This is a genomic window from Actinomyces wuliandei (assembly GCF_004010955.1).
Taxonomy (GTDB): domain Bacteria; phylum Actinomycetota; class Actinomycetes; order Actinomycetales; family Actinomycetaceae; genus Actinomyces; species Actinomyces wuliandei.
Map to the genome: position 1 here is coordinate 962154 of NZ_CP025227.1, position 25939 is coordinate 988092.

Below are 25939 nucleotides of genomic sequence, written 5' to 3' on the forward strand. Positions count from 1 at the left end.
GCACACGGGCGGCTCACATTGGCGCGGCGTCGATGCCCTCCAGCCGCAGCCCCGACAGGACGGTGTGCCACTGCTCGGTGGTCAGGCCGGACCCGGAGTCGCAGATCACCATGGCGGAGAACAGGAAGCCCTGCTGGCTCACGGTCCTGGCGAAGCGGTGGCCCTCGACCGGGCCGGACCCGTAGGTCGCGGTGAAGGTGGCCTCGTAGCCCTCCATCGTGGCGTCGTCGTCCCTGACCAGGTCCACGATGACAGGGTCGTCGGCGGCGTAGTCCTCCAGCGCGCTCTCCCTGCTCTCAATCTGCGTCTTGGTCAGGGAGTTGTCGTTGCCGTCGGGTGAGAAGAGCTCCTCACCCGACTCCCGGGCGACGTAGCCGATGCAGGCGTGGTTGTTGGTGCGGTACCCTTCAATGTTGCCCTCGTCCCCGACGGCCTCGGAGTTGGCGACGCTGTCGTCCTGGTACCAGATCGAGTCGTCCTCGTTGTAGAACTTCACGTCCGGGCCGGGCCACTGCGTGGGGGCGGTGGAGGGCTGTGTGGTGGTGGCAGGAGTGGGCGTCGCGGTGCTGGGCTGCCGGGTCACGACCGCTCCGGAGCGGGTCGGGGACTCCTCCGCCGCCGGGGTCGCCTGTGGGGGGCGTGGTGAGGCGGATGTGGCCGATCCTGCCCGGGTGCTGTTCTCGGAGCCGCCCAGGAGGCCGCATGCTCCCAGGACCAGGGTGGTTGCCAGGAGCGTCGACACCGCGACGGCACGGACCTGGCGGGAGCGCCTCAGGCCTGAAGGGGAGGTGGGTGTGTTCACGGGAACCTCTGGAACGGGATGGGTGGGCTGGGAGGTATGACGGGAGTGATTCTAGGTGACGCCCGGGGGCGGGGGGAGTCGCAGAGGGGCTGTCGTCCTGCTGTGGCTGCACTCACGCCGAGACGAGTTGGCTGCCGGGTTGCCAGACGTGTACATTACTATCCGCTGCACGGGAGCAACCGGCTTTCGGAAGGCTCTCCTGTGGGGTATGGTGTAATTGGCAACACGACTGATTCTGGTTCAGTTATTCTAGGTTCGAGTCCTGGTACCCCAGCGGAGCCTCTCGGCTCCTGACCACAGTTTCATACTGACTTGCCCCCATCGTTTAGCGGCCTAGGACACCGCCCTCTCACGGCGGCGGCGCCGGTTCGAATCCGGCTGGGGGTACGGAGACGGAGCACGTGCTCGGCTGTGGTCAGTTGCCGTAGTCAGGGTCCTTCGGTCATGCGCCGTGGTGCTGAGCGTGGACTCGTTATGTCTTCCGACCACAATTTCATACTGACTTGCCCCCATCGTTTAGCGGCCTAGGACACCGCCCTCTCACGGCGGCGGCGCCGGTTCGAATCCGGCTGGGGGTACGGGGAGGCCTGGAGTGCCTCGAAGCCCGGTTGAGCAGGTGCGGCACGTGTCTGCTCAACCGGGCTCCTTTGCCGGGGGACCTTCTCGGCTGGCTTACACTTCCGAGGTGACGAACTTTCCTGCACTGAAGGCTCCCGGCCCGGTTCCTGAGGGAGCGGTGCGTGTCACCGCCCTGGGGGGGCTTGGGGAGGTCGGGCGCAACATGACTGTCTTCGAGGTCGAGGGCAGGCTGCTCGTGGTTGACTGCGGCGTGCTCTTCCCAGAGGAGGACCAGCCCGGCGTCGATCTTATTCTTCCGGACTTCACCTCCATTGAGGACCGGCTCGACGACATCGTCGCCCTGGTCCTCACCCATGGTCACGAGGACCACATCGGCGGGGTGCCCTACCTGCTGAGGCTGCGTGAGGACATCCCTCTGGTGGGCTCCGAGCTCACGCTGGCCTTCGTGGAGGCCAAGCTGTCCGAGCACCGCATCCGTCCGGTCCTGCACCAGGTCCGTGAGCACGAGCGCACCGCCTACGGCCCCTTTGACCTGGAGTTCGTGGCCGTCAACCACTCCATCCCCGACGCCATGGCTGTCATGGTCCGCACCAGCGCGGGCAGCATCCTGGTCACCGGTGACTTCAAGATGGACTCCCTGCCTATCGACGGACGTGTCACCGACCTGCGGTCCTTCGCCCGCTTCGGGGAGGAGGGCGTGGACCTGTTCTGCGTGGACTCCACCAACGCGGAGGTCCCCGGCATGATCGGCCACGAGGGGGAGATCGGTCCGGTGCTCGACGGGGTGTTCGCCGACTCCCCGGGGCAGATCGTCGTTGCCTCCTTCGCCAGCCACGTCCACCGCGTCCAGCAGGTCCTCGACGCCGCCGCGCTCCACGACCGCCGGGTGGCGCTGGTGGGGCGCTCCATGGTGCGCAACATGGGGATCGCCTCCGCCCGCGGCTACCTCAAGGTGCCTGACGGGGTGCTGATCGATCCCCGTGACGTCACCACGCTGCCCCCCGACGAGCGCGTCCTCATGGTGACAGGCTCCCAGGGAGAGCCCATGGCGGCGCTGTCCCGCATGGCCCACTCCGAGCACCGGTCGGTGACGATCGAGCCGGGTGACACCGTGGTCTTCGCCTCCTCTCTCATTCCTGGCAACGAGAACTCGGTGTTCCGTGTCATCAACCAGTTGATGCGGCTGGGCGCCCGGGTCGTCCACCAGGGCAACGCCAAGGTCCACGTCTCCGGCCACGCCTCCTCCGAGGAGCTGCTCCACGTCTACAACATCGTCGGCCCCGGCAACGTCATGCCGATCCACGGCGAGATCCGGCACCTGGTGGCCAACGGCGCGCTGGCGGTCAAGACGGGAATCGACCCGGAGCGGGTGGTCCTGTGCGAGGATGGTGTTGTCGTCGACCTCGTTGACGGCAGGGCCGCCATCGCGGGGCAGGTCCCGTGCGGCTACGTCTACGTTGACGGCGCCTCGGTGGGTGAGATTGACGAGACCGAGCTCAAGGACCGCCGGATCCTGGCGGAGGAGGGGTTCGTGTCGGTCTACGCGGTCGTGGAGACCAAAACCGGGACGATCCTCGCGGGCCCCCACATCCAGGCTCGGGGGATGGCCGAGGACGACGCCGTCTTCGACGACGTCCTGCCCGACGTCACTGAGGCCCTGGCCCAGGCCCTGGAAGGCGGTCGTGCTGACGCCTACTCGCTCCAGCAGGTCATGCGGCGCACGCTGGGCCGGTGGGTGGGGCGGCGGCTGCGGAGGCGGCCCATGATCGTCCCCGTGGTCATTGAGGCGTGAGGTAGACCATGACTCGGCTCCGTCCAGCCTGCTTCATCTCCACCGGCTCGGTCCTGATCGACCTGCCCCTGCACGTGGGGCGCTTCCCCGCGCCGGGAGGTGCGGTCACCGGAGTCTCCTCGGGGCCGATGGTGGGCGGCGGCTACACGGTCGTGTCTGCCGTGGCCCGCCAAGGGACGTTTGCCGCCCTGGCTGCCACCCTGGGGACCGGACCCAACTCCGCCCAGGTGCGTGAGTCCATGAGGATCGACGGCATCGAGCTCCTCGTCGAGGAGCTTGTCGGGGACATCGGTACCTGTACCACGCTGATCGAGCCCTCAGGACGACGTACCTACGTCACCACCGAGGGCGTCGAGGCGGAGCCGCAGCGGGAGGACCTGGAGCGCCTCGACCTGATGCGCGGGGACTGGGTCCACGCCACGGGCTACGACCTGGTGCACCCCAGCAGCCGTGCGGTCCTGGTGGACTGGCTCGTGGCCCTGCCCCCGGGGGTGGGCCTGGTCGTGGACCTCGGGCCGGTCCAGCCGGACATCCCTGACGAGGTGCTTCTTCCCCTGCTGCGCCGTACCTCCCTGCTGACCGGCAACCACCTGGAGATGACACGGTTGGCCGCCCGGATGGGAGCCATTGAGGAGATCCGAGAGGCCTGTCCGGACGCCCTCCTGGTGTGGCGTACGGGGGGGAGCGGCTGCGTGCTGTGGCCGGTGGGGCAGGACCGCGCCGAGGTCCCCGGCTTCGCGCGTGACGTCGTGGACACGACAGGAGCGGGTGACACCCACACGGGGGTCCTGGTCGTGGGTCTTATGGACGGGCTGGACCCGGTGGCTGCCGCCTACCGGGCGAACGCGGCGGCGGCGCTGGCGGTGGCACGCGTCGGCCCGGCACGAGCGCCACGACGCGAGGAGATCGACGCCCTGCTGCGCCAGGGCTGACCCGTCACAGGCCTGCGTCGGGACGTGAGTGGTCGCACCGGGGACCGGCGGCGTGGCAGGCGGATACCCGGGCAGATTCCGATAGTTTCTGGGCATCATGGCCACTCGTCGAACCGTGAGCAGCTCCCGTTCCGCAGCGTCCTCCTCCGCGTCCCAGGGGCGGGGGGGGAGCCGGGGTGCCTCCGCTCCTGGTCCTGCCGGGACCGGGCGTGGTGGGCCTGTGGGCGGCCGCTACTGGAGCACGGCCTGGGGCTTTGCGATCATCGGCCTGGCGGTGCTGCTGGGCCTGCGCGAGTGGTTCGGCGTGTCCGGGACCGCCGGCGGTGTGCTGCACCACGTCGCGGCTGGGCCTGTGGGGGTCCTGAGCCTGGTGGTGCCGCTGCTGCTGGCGGCTCTGGGCGTGGCCATGCTGCGCTCCTACCGGCTTGGAGCGGTCCATGCCAGGGTGGCGGTAGGCTGCCTGGGGCTCCTCGTGGCTGTCACCGGCATGATCCAGGTAGGCGCAGGGAACCCTCGTCTTGTCGACGGTATCGCCGGGCTGGAGGACGCTGGCGGGCTGCTCGGCTGGGTGGTGGGCTACCCCCTGGTCGTGCTGTTCTCCTCCGTCGGGGCCTTCCTGCTGTTTGTCCTCCTGACTGCCTTCTCCACCCTTGTCCTGTCGGGGACAACCGTGGCCGAGCTGCGCGAGCGTGCAGCCGCCTACCGTGAGCAGGACGCCGCGGACGGCGGCCCCGGGGCGAGGGCGGACTCGCTGGCCCGGCGCGCCCTGGGACGCGTCCGGGACGGCGCAGGACGCGGGCGTGGTGCCAGGGCAGGCGCCCGGGTGGTCGAGTCTGCCGAGACTACGGTCCTGGACTCCTACGACGGTGATGAGGCCTTCCGCTCCGCCCTGGAGACAGAGGAGAAGGAGGCGGAGGAGAGAAGGGACCCGGGGGAGACGCCGGGGGAGACCAGGCAGCGCCCGCGCGGCAGCGGTCGCCGTCGGCGCTCGGTGGAGCACGGTCTCCAGCAGGGCGGTGGCCGTGGGGGGCGGCAGCAGGCAGGGGGGTCCACCTCGGTGCTGCCCGGACCCGACTCCCAGGCAGGCTCCTCCGCTCTTGACAGCGGCCCTGACGAGCCCGCAGGGACCCAGGTCCTTGCCGGGGCCGACGACGCGCTAGTGGGCTCGGGCACCTCGGCGACGACAGTCATGGACACCTCACCGCAGTCGGCTGCCCGGACAGGTGCAGGCCGGGGTAGCCGTGGGGGGCCTGCCTCTGCCCGCTCCGCGAGCCAGTCGGCTGCCCCGGACCCGGGCTCGCCCGACTTTGACGCCGTCACGGTCGAGACCCCCGAGGTCACGGGTGCCAGGGGGCAGGCCCTGGAGGACCTTGCCGACCAGATCGCCCTGGGCGCCATGGCGCTGCCTGACGGCTCCACCTACAGCCTGCCCCAGGAGGAGCTCCTGTCGGCCGGGCCGGGACACGCCACCCGTACGGAGGCCAATGACCGCATTGTCGAGGCCCTGAGCGCCGTCTTCGTTGAGTTCAACGTTGACGCCACCGTGACCGGCTACACCAGAGGCCCTCAGGTCACCCGTTATGAGGTCCAGCGTGGTCGTGGGGTCAACGTCTCGCGTATCACTGGCCTGGAGAAGAACATTGCCTACGCGGTGGCCTCCGACGAGATCCGCCTGCTCACCCCGATCCCGGGCAAGAGCGCCATCGGTATCGAGATCCCCAACTCCGACCGTGAGATGGTCAACCTCGGTGACGTCCTGCGCTCCTCGGCGGCCAGGAGGCAGTCCCACCCCCTGGTGGTGGGGCTGGGCAAGAACGTCGAGGGCGACTACGTGGTGACCAACCTCGCCAAGACCCCCCATCTGCTGGTCGCCGGCCAGACGGGATCGGGAAAGTCCTCCTTCGTCAACTCCATGATCACCTCGATCATGATGCGTGCCACCCCTGAGGAGGTACGCATGGTGCTGGTGGACCCCAAGCGTGTGGAGCTGACGATCTACGAGGGCATTCCGCACCTCATCACCCCGATCATCACCTCCCCGAAGAAGGCGGCCGAGGCCCTGGAGTGGGTGGTACGGGAGATGGACACCCGCTACGACGACCTCGCCTCCTTCGGCTACAAGCACATCGACGACTTCAACAAGGCGGTGAGGGCCGGGGAGGTGCAGCCGCTGCCCGGCTCCCAGCGGGAGATCAGCGCCTACCCCTACCTGCTGGTCGTCGTCGACGAGCTGGCTGACCTCATGATGACTGCTCCCAAGGACGTGGAGGCCTCCATCCAGCGCATCACCCAGCTGGCCCGGGCTGCGGGCATCCACCTCATCCTGGCCACGCAGCGCCCTGTGGCCCAGGTGGTCACCGGCCTCATCAAGTCCAACGTCCCCTCCCGGCTGGCTTTTGCCACGGCCTCCCAGCTGGACTCGCGCGTCATCCTGGACCAGAACGGTGCCGAGACCCTGACCGGTCAGGGTGACGCCCTCTACCTGGGGCCCGGGGCCTCGGCGCCGGTACGTATCCAAGGGTCCTGGGTCACTGAGTCCGAGATCCGTCAGGTCGTGGACCACGTCAAGGCTCAGCTGACACCCGAGTACCGCGAGGACGTCGTGGTCCCGGAGGCCCGCAAGCAGATCGACGAGGAGATCGGTGACGACATGGACCTGCTGCTGCAGGCCGCCGAGCTCATCGTCTCCAGCCAGTTCGGCTCGACGTCAATGCTGCAGCGCAAGCTGAGGGTGGGCTTCGCCAAGGCGGGACGACTCATGGACCTGCTGGAGTCGCGTGAGGTCGTCGGCCCCTCCGAGGGCTCCAAGGCCCGTGAGGTCCTGGTGGCCCCGGAGCAGCTGGAGGAGACCCTGGCGTGGATCAAGGGCGACGCCACGGCTCCCGGAGGCGGTGCCCGCTCACCGGGCAGTGCCGTGGAGGCTGTAGAGGCTGAGGAGGACGGGCAGGACGGGACGCGTAGCGTGGCGGAGGGCTCCGGGCAGGAGGCCTCCCAGGACGAGCCGGAGGCGGTCGGACGTGGAGGCGCCTCCTCCTCGCCCCGCCGCTACAGCACAGATCCTCTGAGGGCGGGCTCGGGTGCGCCTGAGGCGGAGCCGTGGGACGACTCCGCCGAGGGGGACTCTGAGGACGCCTGGTCCCTGACCGGCCGGGGCCCTTCGTGGTAGGAGGGCGCTGACCCGCGACAGAGGTGCCGACGGAGTGCCGACGAGTAGCCGCAGGTTCTGTCGGGTGCTGCGGCCGATGCCCCGGCGGGCGCGGTGCTGGGCGCCCTGCAGCCTTGTGCCCCGTCCGTCCCGGACCGGGTGGCCGGGGCGTTCGGCCCCGTTGCGGAGTGAGGGAGGCTACGCTGTCCCTGATGAGCGCAACCCCGGCCCCCGACCTGCCGTCTGAGCAGCCTCCCCTGCTTAACATCGCCAACGTCCTGACCGTCCTGCGACTACTTCTTGTCCCGGTCTTTGTCTGGCTCATGCTGCTTCCGGGAGGCGCTGCGCGGGTGGCTGCCCTCGTGGTCTTCTGCGTCGCGGCCGTCACCGACCGTCTCGACGGACAGCTGGCCCGGTCCCGGAACCTGGTGACCAGCTTCGGGAAGCTGGCTGACCCGGTGGCGGACAAGGCACTGACGCTGTCGGCCTTCGTCCTTCTCAGCATTGACGGGACCCTGTGGTGGTGGGTGACCGCGCTGATCGTGATGCGAGAGCTGGGGATCACGGCGATGCGCTTCGTGATGCTGCGTCGCGCTGTCATGGCGGCGTCACGTGGCGGCAAGGTCAAGACGACCCTCCAGATGATCGGGCTGATCGGGCTGCTCGCTCCCTGGGGCCTGTTTCTGTCCGCCTCTGTCGCAGGTCTCCTGGTGCAGGTCTTCTATGGTGTTATTGCCGCCGCGCTGGTGGTCACGGTGGTCACCGGCCTGGACTACGTGCGCCAGGCGGTGGCTCTGTCCCGCGCGAGGGTGGTACAGGGGTGAGTGGCGCATGACTAAGCACGTGACTAGGGAGATGGCTGAGGAGGTGCGCCAGGCTGCGGAGCGCCTGCTGCACGAGGCTGGTCGACGGCACCTGACCCTGGCGGTGGCGGAGTCCCTGACCGGAGGCATGGTGGCCTCGGCTCTTGCTGACGTGCCCGGTGCCTCTCGTGTGCTCGTCGGTGCCGTCGTGGCCTATGCCACGAGGGTCAAGCACCAGGTCCTTGGCGTCGACCCGGTGCGCCTGGCGGAGGTCGGCCCGGTGGACAGTGTTGTTGCCGAGCAGATGGCGGCAGGGGTGTCGCGTCTCATGGGTGCCGATCTTGGTGTGGCCACAACCGGTGTCGCCGGACCGGGCAGTGCTGACGGTCACGAGGCGGGCACGGTCTACCTCGCGGTAGTCTCCGGCCGGGGTGCGCGGCTCCAGGGGCTGCGCCTTCCGGGCGGGCGGACACAGGTGCGGTACGCGACGACGGTCAAGGCGCTTGAGATGGTGACGCAGCTCCTGACCTCTGGTGTGCCGGGTGAGGGCGGTCGGCAGACCGAGGGGGACTGACCTGTCCGGGGGCGTGCGTCAGTGAGGGGCTGAGCCGCCCGTACCGTCCGTTCCCCGACCAACAGAGCTCTCCTGCGCGCATAGGTGCGCGACGGATGACAAGGGTGTGGCTAAGAGGTTTTTGAGATTGCTTTCAGGAAGGGCGGTGAAGATCGTCGTGACGTCTTCGGAGGCTGTGTCAACGAGGACGGGAATGAATCCACGACGCGAATGGTTGTGCCAGATGATGAACAACGTGACTCGCACCCGCACCACCCGTCCGCTCAGCAAGATGCCGATGCAGGGCGCGTCCACAACGGGCTATGCTGCTGCCGTGGACACGACCAAGCAAGATAATGTCCTCCTGCGCCGGGAGATTGGTGAGGTGCTCCGTTCGGTGCGTCAGCATCAGGGCCGTACCCTTCGAGAGGTCTCCAGTCAGGCACGTGTGTCCCTGGGCTACCTGTCTGAGGTGGAGAGGGGGCAGAAGGAGGCCTCCTCCGAGCTGCTGGCCTCGATCTGCCAGGCACTGGGGGCGCCGCTGTCCACGGTGCTGCGTGAGGTCTCTGACAGGATCGCCCTGACCGAGGGTGTCGTCATCCCTGACACTGTCCCTGACGAGCTGATCCGTCAGCAGAGTGCCTCTCTACACTGACCTCCTCCCAGGTTCTTTCTCTCTGCCGCTGCGCGCGGCGGTGTGTCCCCGGGTCCTCGAGCCGCTGCTGGTGGCCCGGGGGCCTGCTCCTGTCTCCCGGAAGAGTCTGCACGGTCCGGCTGGCAGCGGGCGAGCCGGTGGTGGGAGGCTTGGGTGAGGTACTCGGAGTTCTGGGAGGCGGTGGAGGCTGTCTTCGGGTCCGGCTACGGCCGCTCCCTGGCTCAGGACCTGGTTCTGCCCGGCCTGGGGGCGACCTGCCTGGAGGCGCTGGCTGACGGCGTCGCTCCCCGGAGGGTGTGGCACGCCCTGTGCGACGAGACGCAGCGAAGTGACGCGGAGCGGTGGGTGCTGCGCGACGACTCCCGGCGACGGTCACGCTTGCCTGACAAGACTCTGTGACGGACGCTCTGTGACACGCTGACACGCCGGTCCTGGTGGCCTCGCAGTCGAACACGTGTTCGGTTACTCTTCTCCACAGACGACGCCGCTACCCCTCGGCTCCACAGGATGTCCAGAGGCAGTCTTACGTGTCAGTGGTCAGGCATACCGTCGTCCGTGAGCCCCGGAGAGGGGACCTCAGCAATGACCAGCCACGCCCACCGCGGCTGAGAGCCGCCCGAGTACCCGAGGTAGAGCACATGCCTGCAGCCACCCAGACCCAGGACCGTTCCAAGGCCTTGGCCACCGCCCTCGCACAGATTGACAAGTCCTTCGGCAAGGGCTCCGTCATGCGCCTGGGTGACGACACACGCCCGCCGGTGTCCGTCATCCCCACCGGTTCGGTCGCCCTGGACGTGGCGCTGGGTGTGGGGGGGCTCCCCCGGGGCCGTATTATCGAGGTCTACGGACCGGAGTCCTCAGGGAAGACGACCGTGGCCCTCCACGCCGTGGCCAGCGCGCAGGCTGCTGGCGGCAACGCGGCCTTCATCGACGCCGAGCACGCCCTGGACCCGGTCTATGCCCAGGCCCTGGGGGTGGATATCGACAACCTCCTGGTCTCTCAGCCTGACACTGGTGAGCAGGCCCTGGAGATCACCGACATGCTGGTGCGCTCGGGAGGACTGGACATTATCGTCATCGACTCCGTCGCCGCCCTGGTGCCCAAGGCGGAGATCGAGGGGGAGATGGGGGACTCCCACGTCGGCCTGCAGGCCCGGCTGATGAGCCAGGCGCTGCGCAAGATCACCGGAGCGCTGTCCTCGACAGGCACCACGGCTATCTTTATCAACCAGTTGCGGGAGAAGATCGGCGTCTTCTTCGGTAACCCGGAGACCACGACGGGGGGGAAGGCGCTGAAGTTCTACTCCTCGGTGCGCCTGGACGTGCGCCGCACCCAGACCCTCAAGGACGGTGACCAGCCCGTGGGCAACCGGACCCGGGTCAAGGTCGTCAAGAACAAGATGGCCCCGCCCTTCAAGCAGGCTGAGTTCGACATCCTCTACGGCCAGGGGATCTCCCGGGAGGGAAGCCTGCTGGACCTGGGGGTCGAGCACGCGGTGGTGCGCAAGTCCGGTGCCTGGTTCACCTACGGGGAGGACCAGCTGGGCCAGGGCAAGGAGAACGCGCGCACCTTCCTCAAGGACAACCCCCAGCTTGCTGCGGAGATCGAGGAGAAGATCCTGGCCGCCCTGGGGATTGGTGAGCCGGGGCGCCGGGCTCGTGAGGAGGCCGCCCAGGAGGAGGCGCAGGCCGCGCTGCAGGCTGCAGGTGGGGGTGCAACCGCCTCGCCGCAGGCTGACCCACCTGCTGAGACGCCCCGGGCGCGGGGGCGGGGTAGGAAGACCGCGCGGGAGCCCGGCGGCCGGGCCAAGGGGTCTGCCACCAGGGGTGGCGGCAGACAGGCCTCGGAGGCTGGGATGGCAGCCGCCAAGGCCACCACGGACCCCGCAGAGGCCGCAGAGACCATCTTTGGTGAGGACGCGGGCGGCTTCTGATGCCGTGGCTTGCTGCGGACCCCCGCGCTGAGGCGGTCGAGGCCGCCCGTGACATCGTCCTGCGTCGCCTCGACCGCAGTGCGGTACCCCGGGCTGCCCTGGCCTCCCTGCTGGAGCGCAAGGGTGTGGACCCCTCGGTCGCCGCAGAGGTCCTGGACCGGCTGGAGGCGGCAGGAGTTGTCGACGACCAGGCCTACGCCGCCACCCTGGCCCGCACGCGGTTCGCAGAGAAAGGTGTGGCAAGGCGGGCCGTCGCTGAGGAGCTGCGACGCAAGGGCGTGGAGGAGGAGGCTGTCTCCTGCGCCCTGGAGCAGATCACCTCTGAGGACGAGGAGGCGGCAGCGCTGCGCCTGGCACGCAGACGTGCGGCCACCATGACCGCTCTTCCGGCCGCCGTGCGGCGGCGGCGCCTCAGCGCCTACCTGGGGCGCAAGGGGTACGGCCACGAGCTGACCCTGCGCGCTGTGGCCCTGGCGGTGCCGGAGGCCGGGGACGAGTCTGCATACGAGTCCGCGTAGGGGCGCCCTGAGACGCACTCGCCCCGGTGGCTCCCTTCCGTCAGGGGTCACCGGGGCGAGCTGCTTGCTGCCTCTGGCACCAGGACCGTGCCGGTGCCAGGGTGCTGGGTGGCTCGGCTGCCGACTGCTTCTCGACTACTCCTCGTCCTCGTGCGTGGAGGTCTCGAAGAGCAGGTTCACCTGCTCGTTGTAGCCGGTGAGGGAGGAGGCCGGCACCCCGTTGGCCCACACGTCCTCCATCGCGGGCGTCATGATGGCGGTGACGTCGGAGCCAAAGTAGGTCAGGGGGAAGAAGAAGGTGGTCCCCTCCTCCACGTGCTTGGTGAAGGGCCGCGTGGGCAGGCCCGTCTCCTCGAACACGGCCACAGCCTTCTGGGTGGAGGAGGCGATCGCCGGGAAGACCACCCCCTGGGAGGCGATGATGTCCTGTGCCTCAGCGGTTCCCAGGAATGCCACCCACTTGGAGGCGGCCTCGATCTTCGTGGACTGCTTGACGATGGAGTCACCCAGCCCGTTGAGCAGGGAGGCGGAGGTGCCGTTGGGGCCCCTGGGCGTGGTGGTGATCCCGATGTTGACGTCCAGGCCCGCGAAGGTATTGAACATCCAGGCGCCGTGGATGGCCAGGGCAACCTTGCCCGAGCCGATCTGGACGTCGGTGCCCGTGGCGTCGGAGAAGGCGCCGTTGGGGTTCATGTACCCCTTGCGCACCAGGCCGAAGTACCAGTCGATGGTCTTCTGGAACTGGGGGTCGTCATAGCGGTAACGGGTGCCCCAGGTCTCCTGGTCGGTGTACATCCAGTCCCCCAGGGTGCCGGTGAAGGGGCTCCACTGGGTCTGGCCGTCAGAGCCCCCAGAGTCCTGGATACCGATGCCGTAGGTGGCGACGTGCTGGGGGTCGAAGCCCTCCTCGTCCCCGCGCACCCCGTTGCGGTCCACGGTGAGCCTGGCCAGGATCTTCTCGAAGGTGCCCCCGTCCTCGGGGTTCCACTCCCAGGTTGCCAGGTCCTCCTCGGTGAGGCCGGCCTGGGCCACCATGTCCTTGTTGTAGAAGACTGCCTCGGTGTCCCAGTCCTTAGGGCAGCCGTACTGGTGGCCGTCCTCACCCTTCCACAGGTCGATAAGGCCCTCCTGGAAGGCTGACTCGTCAACCTCGGCCCAGGCGGGCTGCTCCTCCAGGGGGACCAGGACGTCCAGGTCCGCAAGCTGAGCGAAGCGGGCGATGTGGTCGGTGAAGACGTCCGGGGCGGTCCCCGCCAGGAGGCCCGCAGTCAGCTTGGTCCAGTAGTCGTCCCAGCCGAGCTGGGTGATACGCACCGTGATCCCGGTCTTCTCCTCGAAGACCTTCGCGCACTGCTGGTACCCGGGCAGCTGGCTGGCGTCCCAGAGCCAGTAGTCGATGGTGCTGGCGTCCCCGTCAGAGGACCTCTGGGCGCAGGCACCCAGGGTCAGAGCGGTAGTGGAGGCGGCTAGGGCTGACAGCGCGGTCCGTCTGGTCAGCAGGAGGGAGGAGGGCGCTGCAGCGGGGCCGGAGCCGTCAGTGCGTGCGAGGCCAGTGCGTCTGAAGAATGTGGGGGTCATCGTTGTTCCTCACTTGATCCCGGTGAAGCCGATGGAGTTGACGATGCGCCTGGCCGCAGCCATGAACAGCAGCAGCATGGGCAGGGCGGCCACCAGGGTGGCTGCCATGAGAGCGGACCAGTCGGGGCCGGTCTGGGGGGTCTGGGACTTGAAGACGGCCACGGCCACCGTCAGCACCTGGGAGGAGTCGGTGTAGGACACCAGCAGGGGCCAGAAGTAGTCGTTCCAGGCGGTGATGTAGGTCAGGATCGCCAGCGTGGTGATCGGGGCCCTGGCCATGGGCAGGATCAGCTGGAAGAACACGCGGATCTTCGAGGCGCCGTCCAGCAGGGCCGCCTCCTCCAGCTCACTGGGGATGTTCATGAAGAACTGCTTGAGGAAGAAGACCGCGAAGGGGGTCATGAACATTGTTGGCATGGCTACGCCCAGCAGGGTGTCAATGAGTCCCAGCTGCCTGACGAGCACGAAGTTCGGCAGGAGCGTGAAGATCGACGGCACCATGAGCGCGGCCAGGAAGACCGAGAAGACGGTGTCCCGGCCTGGCCAGCGCAGGCGGGCGAAGGAGTAGGCCGCCATGGCGGAGAAGAAGACCTGGCAGACGGTGACCAGGGTGGCCACGATGACGGAGTTGCGCAGGTAGAGCCAGAAGTTCATTGAGGCGCCGGAGCCACCGTCGGCGATGGCCTCCTCGGTGGACTGCATGCCGAAGACCCGGGCGAACCCGCGCAGGTTGGTGTCCACCGGCAGCACGGAGGTGGGGTCCGAGGCCAGCCCGGCGTTGGAGGACAGGGCGGTGCGCAGCACCCAGTAGAAGGGGAGGATCGTCATGATGATGACCAGGGACATGGCGACCCAGGCCAGTGCCCGTCCCAGGTTGAGGCGCCGTTCCTCGGAGGTGGCGCTCCTGGGCGCAGTGGCCGGTGCTATGGTCCCGGTCGCGGCCCTCCCGGCTCCCGCCACGGCTGTGCTGGTGGTGTCTGTGCTCATCGTGGTTCCCCTCTCAGTCCAGGTCCGTCTCGTTGGCGCGGGTCATGCGGTACTGCGCGACCGTGATGACGGCCAGGACCACCAGCAGCCCCACGGCCATGGCCGAGGCGTAGCCGAACTGGAAGCGGTCGAAGGCCATGTCGTAGATGTAGTACTGCAGCACCCGGCTGGCGTTGACCGGACCTCCCTGGGTGGTTACCGACACCGTGTCGAAGACCTGGAAGGAGCCGATCATCGTCATGATGAGCACCAGGGCCAGGATGGGACGCAGCAGCGGGACCGTGATACGCCAGAACATGGTCCACTCGCTGGCACCGTCCACCTTGCCCGCCTCGTAGACGGTGGCCGGGATCGACTGGAGCCCGGCAAAGATGAGCAGGGCCGTGTAGCCCACGTGCCGCCACACGTTGATGACGGCGATGGTGGGGATGGCCAGGGCCGAGGAGAAGAAGTTCACCCGCTCACCGGTTAGGCCCTGGATGAGCTCGTTGGAGATACCCAGCGTGTTGTCGAGGATCCACAGCCACAGCATGGCGACGACCACGTTGGAGACCAGGTAGGGGGTCAGTACGATCGAGCGCACCAGAGTGGACTGGGTCAGGCGCTGCATGAGTACGGCGATGGCCAGGGCCAGGACCGTCTGGAGGCCGATGTTGATGACGACGTACTCCAGGGTCACCCACACGGCGTTCCAGAAGGTCGAGTCGGAGGCCATGCGCTGGTAGTTGGACAACCCCGTGAACTGCTCGGGGGTGAGCAGGTTGTACTCGGTGAACGAGAGCCAGATACCGCGGGCCAGCGGCCAGAGGAAGAAGGCGACCAGGCCGATCGTCGCGGGGACGATGAAGGCCAGGCCCAGCCTGAGGTCGGAGCGGGGTCTGCGACTGGCTTGTCGCGCGACCGGGGTCGAGGTTGACATCGGGTCTCCAAATCGACGGTGATTATGGACAGACTGCGGGCAGGGGCTGTGGTGCGGACAGATTGTGGACGGGTGCTCAGGGCCGGGGCGGCGCGTGCGCGGAGGGCTCAGTAGGCCCGCTGGCCCAGCGGGTTCAGTCCGAGGCGGTGGCGCGTACCAGGACCAGGTGGTCGGGGTGGAGGACAGGAAGAGCCAGGCCCGTGGTGGTCAGGAACGACCCCGGCAGGACGACACCGTCCTCGCCCATCCACCCGGCCTGGTACCCCAGCTCGGGGTAGGGGGGCGCCGCCAGGCGGACGTGGTAGCGACGGCCCGGGTCCAGGCCGGGAAGCGGCCGTGGCGCAGTGGGCCAGGTCAGGGGCTGGGCCAGGCAGGCGATCTCGAACAGGGCCTGGGAGCCGTCGTCGGCGACGACGCCCTCAATGCGCAGGGCCTCGTCCTGGTCGAGGTCGGCGTGGACCGTCCGCCCGGAGTGGAGGAGCCCGCGCAGCTCCTTGTGCAGCGCGATGACGGCAGCCAGGCGCTGGCGCGTGGGCTCGTCGGCGGCGGTGAGGTCCCACTCCACGCCCATGTGGCCCCACAGGGCCGTGCCGACCCGGAAGTCGAGGTCGAGGTCGCGCAGCGTGGTGTGGGCGCGGCCCGAGCCCACGTGGGTCCCCACGAGCTCGGGAGGCAGCAGGAGTGAGGTGCCTCGCTGGATGTCGTGGCGGTCGTGGGCGTCGATGCAGTCCGAGGCCCACACGCGCTGGACCCGCTCTGCTACGCCCAGGTCCACGCGCCCGCCCCCACCCGCGCAGGACTCGATCTCCAGCTCCGGGAAGCGTTCGTGCAGGGCGTCCAGCAGGCGGTAGTAGGCCAGGGTCTGGTCGTGCACCGCCGCAGCCCCCAGCCGGGTCCCCAGCCCGGGGTTGGGTGTCATGTGCCCCGGGGACAGGAGGGGGGAGTTGTGGTCCCACTTGATGTAGGCGATGCCCAGGCGCTCCACCAGGGAGGAGATCGCCTCCAGGAGGTAGTCCCAGGCACCCGGGGCGGTCAGGTCCAGGACCCGCTGGTGACGGTGCTCGGGGGCGCCCCCGGCACCGTCGGAGAGGATCCACTCAGGGTGTGCCCGGGCCAGGTCGGAGTCGGTGTTGATCATCTCCGGCTCGAACCACAGCCCGAACTCCATGCCCAGGGAGCGCACGTGCTCCGCCAGGGGCTCCAGCCCCTGGGGCCAGGCCTGGGCGGAGACCTGCCAGTCACCCAGGCCGGAGGTGTCGTCGCGCCGGGAGCCGAACCACCCGTCGTCCAGCACGTAGCGCTCGATACCGACCTGGGCGGCCGCGTCGGCGAGCTCTTTGAGCGTGTCGAGGTCGTGGTCGAAGTAGACCGCCTCCCAGGTGTTGAGGAGGACGGGGCGGGGGCGCTGAGGGTGGGAGGGCAGGGACCGCAGCCAGTCGTGGCTGCGGTGGGACAGGGCGTCCAGTCCCTCCCCCCAGGAGAAGTACACCCACGGCGTGGTGTAGACCTCCCCTGGTCCCAGAGTCACCTCGCCGGGCAGGAGCAGCTCCCCGGCGCCGAGGAGCTTGGGGCCTGCGGTGGTGCTCAGCGCCAGGTGGCGGCTGTTGCCGGACCAGCCCAGGTGGACCGCGTGGACCCGCCCGCTGCGCCAGCCGAAGCCCCGGGTGCCTGCTGCCAGCCAGGTGGCGGCGTCGTGGCCGGGGCGTCCCTCCCAGGACTCGCGGACCCGCGCACCGGGAGAGAAAGGGGTGCGGACCAGTTGGCGCTCCAGGAGGTGGTGCCCGCTGGTGTCCAGGAGCTCTACCGCGGCGTCGGGCACGGGCATGACCGGGGTGAGCTCGGTGACCACCAGGTCTGCTCCCTCGCTCCCGGCAGGGCGGCCATCGCGGTCGTCATGGTCGTCGCGGTCGTCACTGACCCAGGCCCGCAGGCGCACCAGGCCGGAGGGCTCCAGCCGCAGCTCGGTGCCCAGGGTGAGGAGGTGGACCGGGTCGGTGGCGAGCGAGCGGACCCGGTGGGTGGTGCCGGTGGGAGCCACCTCCTGGGAGTACTCGTGGGAGAGGCTGGTGGGGTGGGGGGAGAAGGCGTCGCCGTCGGTGCGCGACACCCCCACCGCCGGGCGGGCGGACCAGCCCAGGTGGGGCAGGGGGAGGACCGGCAGGTCGTTGAGCATCCAGTGGGTGTTGCTGCCCAGGCTGGTGCGTGCGGCTGCGGCCGCGTCAGCCAGCTCAGCGCCCTCGACGTCGCCGAGGTCCGGGCCCCAGTGGCGCACCACCGGGAGACGGTCCTCGGGGAGGTCCAGGACCAGGGAGGTGCCCGCGTTGCGCAGGTGGAGGGTCATCATCGTCCTTCCAGGGGTGGTGGGAACCAGTTTCTTGTAAGTTGAAAAGAAAGGTTAGCACCTCGGTGCCTTGGGTCACTCTGTGAGATCAGCCATGCTTGGGGGCAGTGTCCGGGGTGCTGGGCCTGCGGGGCGACGGCGACTATTGTTGCGGGCGGTATCAGGGATGAACCAGGGTTTCGACGTGAGGTGTGAGGTCTCGTGAGGTCTACGGCAGGTAGCGGACGCACGCTGGGGGCGCGGGTCCTGGTGGCACTGGTGGCCTCCGGCCCCCTCAGCCGCGCCGAGCTCGGTGAGCGCTTGGGGCTGTCCGCAGCCACGACGACCCGCACGGTGCGTCCGCTGCTGGAGTCCGGGAAGGTGGTCGAGCAGCCTCCCGAGGAGCAGGCGGGGCCGGGACGGCCGACCCGGACCCTGGCTGTGGTGGAGGACTGCGCCACCTTCCTGGGGGTCAAGCTCACGGCCGACCGGCTCTACGCGGTGCTGACCTCGCCGGTAGGGACTGTCCTGGAGCAGGAGGCTGTCCCCCTGGAGCACACGGACCCCGAGGCCGTGGTGGCGAGGGTGGCCTCGGTGGCTGCGGGCCTGGGGGCCAGACGGGGGCGGGTGCCCGACGCCATCGGGATATCGCTGGGTGCCGCGGTCGCGGGTGACAGCGTCGTCAAGGTGGCGGCCTTCCTGGGGTGGCGTGAGGTCCCGCTGGCAGGGCTGGTCTCCTCGGCCACCGGGGTGGCCTGCACGGTCGCCAACGACGTGCGGGCCTTTGCCTGTGCCGAGGCCTGGTTCGGTGTCGGTCGCGGTGCCGACCCCTTTGCCCTGGTCACGCTTGGTGAGGGGATCGGCTGCGGCCTGGTGGTCGGCGGTGAGGTGGTCTCTGGCGCCCGTGGGGCGGCCGGGAGCGTGGGCCACCTGCCCCTGGCCGAGGACGGGCCGCGGTGCGAGATGGGGCACGCGGGCTGCGTCAGGGCGCTGGCCTCCACGGCTGGTATCACCGCCTCGGTGGCGCGCAGGCTCGGCCGTGCTGTCACCATGGAGGAGGTGATGGAGCCCGGGCTGCGTAGCCACCCGGAGGTCCGTGAGGTCCTGCACCAGGCCTCCCGCGCCGCAGGCCGTCTGGTGGGGACCCTGGTCGCTTTTGCCGACCCTGCTCTCACGGTGGTGTCGGGGGAGGGAGTCGCGGTGCTCCAGGCCCACCGGGACGTCTTTGAGGCGGAGGTTGCCCGGCTGCGGCACTGGTCGGCCTCCCCGGCGGCGGTGCAGCTGCGGCCCTTTGAGTTCGAGGAGTGGGCGCGGGGAGCGGCCGCGCTGGCCGTGGACCGGTGGGCCGACCTGGCAGGTGCCCGGTGACGGGGCCGGGACCGGTGCTCTCGCGCTCGGTGCCGCGCTCGTCCTGGTCCGGCGTCCCAGCCGCCCGGTGGTGGCGGGTGCGCCCGCGCCCCGGGGAGGCCGCCGTCCTCCCCGGGTCGTCATGGTCGGGGGCGGCTGCATCCGCTTCTGTGGCAGGAACCACGGCAGGGGAGGGTGGGCTCGCCTCGTCAGGAAGTAAGGCTGCCCTTATTGTCGGGGCATGAGCCGTACCACTCGTACCACCCTCGTGCTGTCCGCTGCTGGCCTGCTTGCTGCTGGCACCGCGCTCGCCCTGGCCCTGCGTCCCAGCCGCCCGGTGGTGGCGGGTGCGCCCGCGCCCCGGGGCGGGCACCGTCCTCCCCGGGTCGTCATCGCCGGGGGCGGGTACGTCGGCTTCTGTACCGCCCGGGCGCTGCGCGCCCGCCTGGGCACCGACCAGGTGGAGATCGCCGTGGTGGACCCCCGGCCCTACATGACCTACCAGCCCTTCCTCCCGGAGGTCGCCGCCGGGTCCATCCAGCCCCGCCACGTCATCGCCGCGCACCGCCGTTCCCTGTCCGGGTGCACCATCCTCACCGGGTCGGTCACGGCCATCGACCACGCCTCCCGCAGGCTCACCGTCACCCCGCCGGTCCCGGAGTCCTCCCAGGAGGTGCCCCAGCCCTACGAGATCGGCTACGACCACCTTGTCCTGGCGCTGGGGGCCGAGGCGCGCACCCTGCCCATCCCCGGCCTGGCCGAGCAGGCGCTGGGCTTCAAGCAGGTCGAGGAGGCCCTGGCCCTGCGCAACCGCGTGCTGTCGCGCATCGAGGACGCCGCCTCCACCTGGGACGCCCAGCGCCGCAGGCGCCTGCTCACCTTCGTGTTCGTGGGCGGGGGCTTTGCCGGGGTGGAGGCCATCGCCGAGCTGGAGGACATGGCGCGCGCCCTCGTGCGCACCATCGACTCCATCGAGCAGGAGGACGTCCGCTTCGTCCTGGTGGAGGGGTCGCGCCGCATCCTGCCCGAGCTGACCGAGGAGCTCTCCGGATACGGGCTGGAGCAGCTGCGGGAGCGCGACATCGACGTGCGCCTCAACACCTTCCTGTCCTCCTGCGTGGACGGGCACGTGGTCCTGTCCGATGGCACCGAGCTTGACGCGGACACCGTCGTGTGGACGGCCGGGGTCAAGCCCTCACCTGTTCTGGCCGACTCCGACCTGCCGGTGGACGCCCGCGGGCGTGTCACCACCCTGCCCACGCTCCAGGTGGCAGGTGAGGGTGGTGTGGTGCCCGGGGCCTGGGCGGCGGGCGACTGCGCGGCCGTGCCCGACGTGACCAGCGAGGACCCGGAGGCGACCTGCGCGCCCACCGCGCAGCACGCCGTGCGCCAGGCCCGACTCCTGGCTGACAATCTGGTGGCGCTGCTCACCGCCGCGCCCGGCCAGGAGCCCCTCCTGGAGTCCTACGCCCACGAGAACCTGGGCACTGTGGCCTCCCTGGGCATCGGCAAGGGGGTGGCGCGCATCCTGGGCCACAGCCTGCGCGGGTTCGTGGCCTGGACGGCGCACCGTGGCTACCACGTCTACGCCGTGCCCACCCTCAACCGCAAGGTGCGCATCATGATGGACTGGTTCGCCGCCGTGGTGTTCCGCAGGGACCTGGCCTCCTTCGGGTCCGTGGCGGCACCGGGGGCGGCCTTTGCCCAGGCCACCGCCAACGACGCCCGGATCGCCTCCCGGCACCACCAGCCGGGCTGAGGCCGGAGGGAGGGCCATAACCTGTCGCCTGACCAGATGACGATGGCTCGCCCAGTGCCCACAGGGTCTCGTCGGTGGCTGCGCTTATGCAGCTGAGGAAATTGGAGGTGAGTATGGTTTGCGTGAGACAAGGTTTCATGCAAACCGCATATCGATATAGAGTGTAGCATATTGCATTCCGGCTTGTCCTGTGTCAGCGGCTGAGTCCCGGGCTTCGTTCAGGGGCTGGTATCTTGATGTCAAATGGAACCGTATTTGGCTAATGCCTCAACCCTGTTCCACGAGACAGTGCCGTTGTGACCGTTTCCTCCTTGTCGGGTACACCGACTGTGTGGACCTGATTGTTCTTGAGTATGGCGGTCTGGACTGCGCCCAGGCGCCCGCCCGGTCACGCCCCGGTATGACCGCAAACAAGCGACTGCCATAGGCCTCCAAGTGGGTGGAGAGCTCCCGGAAAGGGTGCTGCTGCGAGCCTTGGTCTGAGTGAAGTAATGGTCTGCCCTTTCTCGGGCAGGCGGCGCGCCTGCCGCCATGAGGGCAGAATCTCGCACCAACTGGTGCGCACGTGAGCCAACCCGTCACCCAGCCAATCACGTTCGCGGTGCAACAGTCGAGAACAGTCTCGAGACAGACAAGTCCTCCCAGGCAGACATACCACGCCACTGCTGCCCCTTTACCCGTGGCGACAAAAATCACGACCTACCGGCGCGGGGTGCTCCGTCAAATAGACCGCAGGGAGGGTAGTCCTCACCTTTCGGAGTACCTGTAAAATTACGAATCCCAGCGCGCACACGGGCTTGTACCGGACGGTGCCCGGTTCCACCGCCATCTCTACCCAGGCCCGGTTGGCGGGCAAATATTTCGGCGACCGTAGGTGGAGCCTTACGGTCCCAGAGTTCGGGCTCCGACCGCCGTCTAGAAATCCCTTCGCCTTATGGTCGTCTGGGACTCAGACCGGTTGTGCCAGTCCTTGATGTCCCCTGGGGCCACCAGCAGTCGTAGACACAGGCAGATATATTTCTCACTGAAGATGAGAGACGGCTTTTGCCTTGCTCCTGCTCCTCAGCGACAAAGGTGACGGCTTCTCGCCGGAGTCATTATCCCTCCCTGGCCTTGTGTAGTTGCGCTCGAAGGAGGTGTGTCTCCGCAGTCTCCTACGTTGCTTCTACCTCGCCCTCATCCTGCCTGCACTGTTTCCTGTACCCAGCTACTCAGCACCCCACCACCTAAGGCAGGACATCTCAGGCAGGTCACTATTATTGCGGCCATCGTGCGGTCCTCCCACAAACGACTTCACACCACTACGAGCGGAGTTCCTCGCAGTTGCCGTAATCTTGGCAACCCATGTCACAGTCTCACCTATATCTACTCATAAAAAGCCGTGTACAGGTCCTAGTGCCAATAACCTTATCCACCCATCACATGTTTCGTGAAAAGTAGACTAGTTCGACAAGGAACGTGCTAGCGACGATATCAAGGACAGCAGATCCTACGGATTTGTAAAGTGACCGCTTACTGCCTTGACTAGTACTCTTCCAGGGTGGGTATTCAAGGACAGTGGATGCGTTAACTGCGGAGTCGAGAAAAGCTGCGGGGATTTCTGTTGACTGTCGTCGGCATTCTTCGACAGTGTCACAGGCAAGAACGTCCACGGAACCGAATGATCTTGGGGTCCATTCCGCAAGGCCCGGAGTTGACGCCCCTATTGCGCTGACATGGGCTGATTCCCCGACATGGCGTATGTCGAGGAACGGTGACTTAGCCGCTGTTAGGCTGGTGACTACGTCGGCATCTCTGAGAGCCTTCGTCAAGTTCGGCTCCGTGGAGACAGAGATGCCTTCGAGCCTGTATTTGGTCGCAATTTTGGAAGCCGCCTCGCGTCGTCTTCCCCATATCGTGAACCGTGCATTCGGATATGCGGCTGATAGCGCGAGGAGATGTGAGCGAACCTCAGTGCCGGTACCTATGATAGTAAAACGCGCAGCCTCAGGTCGCATATGCCGGGTAACTGCACAAGTCGTCGCGGCCGTTCGCATCGCGGTGATCGCATTTGCGTCAAGAGCCGCCTGTAGTTCCCCCGAAGCTGGATCGAGGAGAATGACTGTACCGGGGTGGGAAGGTCTTTCCTGCGAGGTGTGATAAGTTAATGAAACGATTTTGGCACCCATGATCGCTGTATTCGGGCGCTCGGCGACTGCTGCCATGATCCCGAGTCCGTTACCGATACTTGTTCGTATGATATGCCGCGGTGAGGATGCCGCTAGATCGGCGGCCTGTTCCCTAAGGGCTACAGCCATCCTGTCGGCTAAACGTATCCAGAACTCCTGGTTATCGGCGGCTGTCCATAGCGACTCGGCGTTAAGTTGGATCATATCCGTTCTTGGTGCTGGGTGAAGACGGTCCATACCATCTCAATGGGGCGTTGATTCGAGAAGAATCGCAGGTTGTTCTGCTCTGCTGCAGGATGAGTGGTCAGAGCGACGTCATAGTCGCCTCTATTGACCGCTTTCGCTGCTGAGGCTGTTGAATTCGCGGGGATGATTCGGGTGCATTCGTACCCCTGCGGCATGAGTTCCGTTATGAGGGCCACTGGTGCTGGATGGCTGATGACTTCGAGTTGCGTCGGAAGGGAGATGTTCGGGCGCTTCGCTAGTCCATACATAGGGGTCAGCATGTGAAAAACGCTGTGTACATCCGTGGTGGGATCCATGTAGAAGTCGTTGATTCCATGGAAAGCGTTGGCGACTACGAGGTAATCAGCTTCTCCGTTAGGGACAGATATGGCGGCGTCGTGATATGATAAATGAAGTAGGATCTGGCCGTTATCGGCACCAAGGTGTTCGAGGAAGTGCTTCGCTGCTTGCTCACTGCTCGTTCCTGACGGACCGAGTGTTGAGATGGCCTGCCTCGTGGACGCGGCCGCCTGCGGCGCTCGTTCCTGACAGACCGAGTGTTGAGACACGAATTGACGATGAAGGTATGTAGTCGTTGACGGTAAAGTACAACATAGTAGCGCCTCTTTCGAGGTATTGCGGTATCCTCAACGGACTGCTCGGGTTATTTCCTGGTACTGTTCGCAGACGAGACGTGTGAAACTACCGGGTAATCCATCCCGAATTTCCCGGCCTTCGACGGAAGTCACCGGAGAGATTTCGACCCCTGTGCCCGTCAGGAGAAGTTCGTCGCTGGAGAAAAGTTCAGCGAGTTCGACGGGGCGCTCGATGACTTCGTATCCTTCGTGCCTCGCGATGTCGAGCACTAGGGAGCGGGTGACGTCGGGAAGTATTCCCTGATCGAGTGAAGGACTAATGACAGCCTCATCTCGCCTGAGAAGGATGTTACTGGTCGATGCCTCGGCAACGCGGCCTTCATCTGTCAGCAGTAAGGCGTCGTCGTAGCCGCGGGCAGTACATTCGTCGACTGCGAGAGCGCTGGACACGTACGCGCCGCTGATCTTCGCCCGGGAGGGTATCGAGGTATCGGGCACCTTGCGGGTGGACGCAATTCCGAGACGGCTAGGGTGACCCAACCGGGAAGGCATCGGGAAGGAAGTCAGCATAAGACTATGGTTAACGCCCGAGAGCCTGACCCCGAACGGTGTCCCCGGGAGGAAGGTTGTCTTGCGCGCAACCGGTCGGATGTAGCAGTCGTTATCATGATCGTTCCGAATAATGAGTTCCTCTGCGATTCCGATGAGCTCGTCAACGCCTTCACGGAGTTCAATCCGAAGAGCGCGGCACGAGGCGTGCATTGGCTTAAAATGTTCCCTGGCTTTGAATATTCGGATATGAGTTTCACCCTGGCTACGGTAGGCGCGGATACCTTCGAATACTGCGGTGCCGTATTGGAGGCCTTGAGTAGAAAGGCCGAGATGGGGCAAGGTCGCGTCAACCCACTGACCATCGAGGTAAGCAAATGCTGTCATGACGTTGTTCTGCGTTCCCGCTGGATAGCGATTCTGTCAGCGGAACCTACCTCAACTTCCTGCAGGTTGTTGCGGTGGTCTCGAATCCGAGCAGCCTTCCAGCTGACCATGGCTCCTGTAGAGGTCCGCGCGTCCGTTTTGCCCCACAGTACACGAACAGGAACGCCAAGGTTGTGTGCGAGAACTCTAGCATGCCGTTCTGCCGACATATGGTCTTCTGCAGAGGGTGCGTGCGAGGATTCAAGAAGCAGATCTACTTCGTCCAGGCCGTCATCACGTCGGTGGATGTCAAACCTGATAGTCGAGGAAATTGGGGCAATCCTGGAGCACGACAGCCTCAAAGTCATATGCGGCATAGATGGTGTTACCGATGTGCAGTTCATCGAGAACACGACCGATCGGGGTTATGGTGAAGTCCTGACCTGCACCACGGGTGCGGACGAGATCACCGGTGCGGTATCGGATGAGGGGCTTGGCACCGCGGTACAGGTGGGTGATGACGAGTTCTCCCTCCCGCTCATCTGACTTGGGGTTCAGCACCATCCCAGTATTGGGTTCGATGATCTCATAGTAGTAGTTCAAAGGCGTCGTCCGCAGGCGGCCGTCACTTTGACATACGGCCAGGATAGATGCTTCCTGCGAGGCATACATACAACTGTAGATGTCGGCATCCCAGAGTTGGCCGATCTGCTTCAACAACTGCGGAGTCGCCATCTCGCCAACAGTGAGGATCACTCGGATGCCTAGAGCAGAGGGATCGACTCCCGAGGCGAGGAGATGCCGGGCCAGGAGAATGGTCATTCCGGGTGTGCAGGTCAGACCAGTGATTGGCAGCCGTTGAAGTAGGTGTGAGGCGCGGTCGAAGCCGACGACAGGGGAATGTGGCCACATTTTGATGCTGCTGTGGCCGAGACTTCGAAATACGTCACCGAAGGTGTCGCCGGTCGAGTGCAGTTCCGTCGGCCCCATCACAGCGATCGATAGGTGCGCACCATAGTTGGTTAAGAGGTCTCGATAGCCTTCATAAAGAGCGACCCCAGTGCGAATGGAATCCTCGGCGGTGCGTGGGCACGGGGTGGAGGCACCCGTGGTGCCTGTAGTCTCGTAGTAGACCCATGTGCGATTAAGGCTCAGGCTTGGTACTTCATCAAGATGACGCCGGAGATCATCTTTGGTAGTGAACGGCAGTGCATTGAATAGGTGTCGTCGATTTCAGGCCCGCAAGGCGATTCTGGTAGAAAGGAGAGTTGCTCTGGCAATATTCTATAGTTTGCCGTAAGTTCGTGGACTGCCATGTATCTAGCGCATCCGCACTCATCTCACCAGTCCATTGGCGTTTCTGGGCGACGGTAAATTCCTTCGCAGTCTCCCACAGGTCTGCGTCTCCGAGT

Annotated in this window: 20 protein-coding genes and 3 tRNA genes; 14 read left to right on the forward strand and 9 right to left on the reverse strand. The window is 66.8% G+C overall.

Going from position 1 to position 25939, the window contains the following annotated elements; translation table 11 throughout:
- Positions 1 to 13: 13 nt before the first annotated feature.
- Positions 14 to 802: a hypothetical protein gene (locus CWS50_RS03955; protein ID WP_127841746.1), complete on the reverse strand. Its 789-nt coding sequence runs from the start codon at positions 800 to 802 to the stop codon at positions 14 to 16.
- 202 nt (positions 803 to 1004) lie between these two features.
- Here CWS50_RS03955 and CWS50_RS03960 point away from each other — a divergent pair.
- The 12 genes from CWS50_RS03960 (at position 1005) to CWS50_RS04015 (ending at position 11713) form a co-directional block, all read left to right on the forward strand.
- Positions 1005 to 1076 (forward strand) — tRNA-Gln (locus tag CWS50_RS03960).
- A gap of 40 nt (positions 1077 to 1116) precedes the next feature.
- Positions 1117 to 1189 (forward strand) — tRNA-Glu (locus CWS50_RS03965).
- Between the two features lie 118 nt (positions 1190 to 1307).
- Positions 1308 to 1380: transfer RNA gene (locus CWS50_RS03970), tRNA-Glu, on the forward strand.
- 107 nt (positions 1381 to 1487) lie between these two features.
- Positions 1488 to 3173, forward strand: a complete 1686-nt coding sequence (locus CWS50_RS03975) for a ribonuclease J (protein WP_243118447.1) — start codon at positions 1488 to 1490, stop codon at positions 3171 to 3173.
- A gap of 8 nt (positions 3174 to 3181) precedes the next feature.
- Positions 3182 to 4105 (forward strand): PfkB family carbohydrate kinase, encoded by a 924-nt coding sequence (locus tag CWS50_RS03980; RefSeq protein WP_127841747.1) that lies wholly within the window; start codon positions 3182 to 3184, stop codon positions 4103 to 4105.
- 97 nt (positions 4106 to 4202) lie between these two features.
- On the forward strand, positions 4203 to 7271 hold the full coding sequence (locus CWS50_RS03985; protein WP_127841748.1) for an FtsK/SpoIIIE family DNA translocase: 3069 nt from the start codon (positions 4203 to 4205) through the stop codon (positions 7269 to 7271).
- 191 nt (positions 7272 to 7462) lie between these two features.
- Entirely contained in the window at positions 7463 to 8074 is a 612-nt protein-coding gene (pgsA, locus tag CWS50_RS03990; protein WP_127841749.1) for a CDP-diacylglycerol--glycerol-3-phosphate 3-phosphatidyltransferase, read from the forward strand.
- 7 nt (positions 8075 to 8081) lie between these two features.
- Complete coding sequence (locus tag CWS50_RS03995; protein WP_243118448.1) at positions 8082 to 8627, forward strand: CinA family protein; 546 nt, start codon at positions 8082 to 8084, stop codon at positions 8625 to 8627.
- A gap of 226 nt (positions 8628 to 8853) precedes the next feature.
- Positions 8854 to 9261: a helix-turn-helix domain-containing protein gene (locus tag CWS50_RS04000; protein WP_279221971.1), complete on the forward strand. Its 408-nt coding sequence runs from the start codon at positions 8854 to 8856 to the stop codon at positions 9259 to 9261.
- Between the two features lie 153 nt (positions 9262 to 9414).
- Positions 9415 to 9660 (forward strand): DUF3046 domain-containing protein, encoded by a 246-nt coding sequence (locus CWS50_RS04005; protein ID WP_127841750.1) that lies wholly within the window; start codon positions 9415 to 9417, stop codon positions 9658 to 9660.
- 239 nt (positions 9661 to 9899) lie between these two features.
- Positions 9900 to 11195 carry a recombinase RecA gene (gene recA / locus CWS50_RS04010; RefSeq protein ID WP_127841751.1) on the forward strand — a complete coding sequence of 432 codons (1296 nt, stop codon included), beginning with the start codon at positions 9900 to 9902 and terminating at the stop codon, positions 11193 to 11195.
- A complete protein-coding gene (locus CWS50_RS04015) occupies positions 11195 to 11713 on the forward strand; it encodes a regulatory protein RecX (RefSeq protein ID WP_127841752.1) in 519 nt (172 codons plus the stop codon). Before recA ends, CWS50_RS04015 begins: the two co-directional genes overlap by 1 nt.
- Before the next feature lie 135 nt (positions 11714 to 11848).
- Here the strand turns inward: CWS50_RS04015 and CWS50_RS04020 are convergent, their stop codons facing one another.
- The 4 genes from CWS50_RS04020 to CWS50_RS04035 form a co-directional block, all read right to left on the reverse strand.
- On the reverse strand, positions 11849 to 13291 hold the full coding sequence (locus CWS50_RS04020) for an ABC transporter substrate-binding protein (RefSeq protein WP_127841753.1): 1443 nt from the start codon (positions 13289 to 13291) through the stop codon (positions 11849 to 11851).
- A gap of 9 nt (positions 13292 to 13300) precedes the next feature.
- Positions 13301 to 14278 (reverse strand): carbohydrate ABC transporter permease, encoded by a 978-nt coding sequence (locus tag CWS50_RS04025; RefSeq protein WP_127841754.1) that lies wholly within the window; start codon positions 14276 to 14278, stop codon positions 13301 to 13303.
- A 13-nt stretch (positions 14279 to 14291) separates the two neighbouring features.
- Positions 14292 to 15197: a carbohydrate ABC transporter permease gene (locus CWS50_RS04030; RefSeq protein ID WP_127841755.1), complete on the reverse strand. Its 906-nt coding sequence runs from the start codon at positions 15195 to 15197 to the stop codon at positions 14292 to 14294.
- A gap of 133 nt (positions 15198 to 15330) precedes the next feature.
- Positions 15331 to 17538 (reverse strand): alpha-galactosidase, encoded by a 2208-nt coding sequence (locus tag CWS50_RS04035; RefSeq protein ID WP_127843226.1) that lies wholly within the window; start codon positions 17536 to 17538, stop codon positions 15331 to 15333.
- Positions 17539 to 17739: 201 nt separating this feature from the next.
- Here CWS50_RS04035 and CWS50_RS04040 point away from each other — a divergent pair, with 201 nt between their 5' ends.
- Together CWS50_RS04040 and CWS50_RS04045 are read left to right on the forward strand one after the other, a co-directional pair.
- A complete protein-coding gene (locus CWS50_RS04040; protein ID WP_127841756.1) occupies positions 17740 to 18885 on the forward strand; it encodes an ROK family transcriptional regulator in 1146 nt (381 codons plus the stop codon).
- Between the two features lie 220 nt (positions 18886 to 19105).
- Entirely contained in the window at positions 19106 to 20623 is a 1518-nt protein-coding gene (locus tag CWS50_RS04045) for an NAD(P)/FAD-dependent oxidoreductase (protein ID WP_127841757.1), read from the forward strand.
- 1418 nt (positions 20624 to 22041) lie between these two features.
- Here the strand turns inward: CWS50_RS04045 and CWS50_RS04050 are convergent.
- The 4 genes from CWS50_RS04050 to CWS50_RS04065 form a co-directional block, all read right to left on the reverse strand.
- Positions 22042 to 22995 (reverse strand): ornithine cyclodeaminase family protein, encoded by a 954-nt coding sequence (locus CWS50_RS04050; protein WP_164860071.1) that lies wholly within the window; start codon positions 22993 to 22995, stop codon positions 22042 to 22044.
- Positions 22992 to 23585 carry a prephenate dehydratase domain-containing protein gene (locus CWS50_RS04055; protein ID WP_127841759.1) on the reverse strand — a complete coding sequence of 198 codons (594 nt, stop codon included), beginning with the start codon at positions 23583 to 23585 and terminating at the stop codon, positions 22992 to 22994. The genes CWS50_RS04050 and CWS50_RS04055 overlap by 4 nt, the downstream gene beginning before the upstream one ends.
- 78 nt (positions 23586 to 23663) lie before the next feature.
- Positions 23664 to 24548: an aminotransferase class IV gene (locus CWS50_RS04060; protein ID WP_127841760.1), complete on the reverse strand. Its 885-nt coding sequence runs from the start codon at positions 24546 to 24548 to the stop codon at positions 23664 to 23666.
- Between the two features lie 288 nt (positions 24549 to 24836).
- On the reverse strand, positions 24837 to 25520 hold the full coding sequence (locus tag CWS50_RS04065; RefSeq protein ID WP_127841761.1) for a phenylacetate--CoA ligase family protein: 684 nt from the start codon (positions 25518 to 25520) through the stop codon (positions 24837 to 24839).
- Positions 25521 to 25939 lie beyond the last annotated feature (419 nt).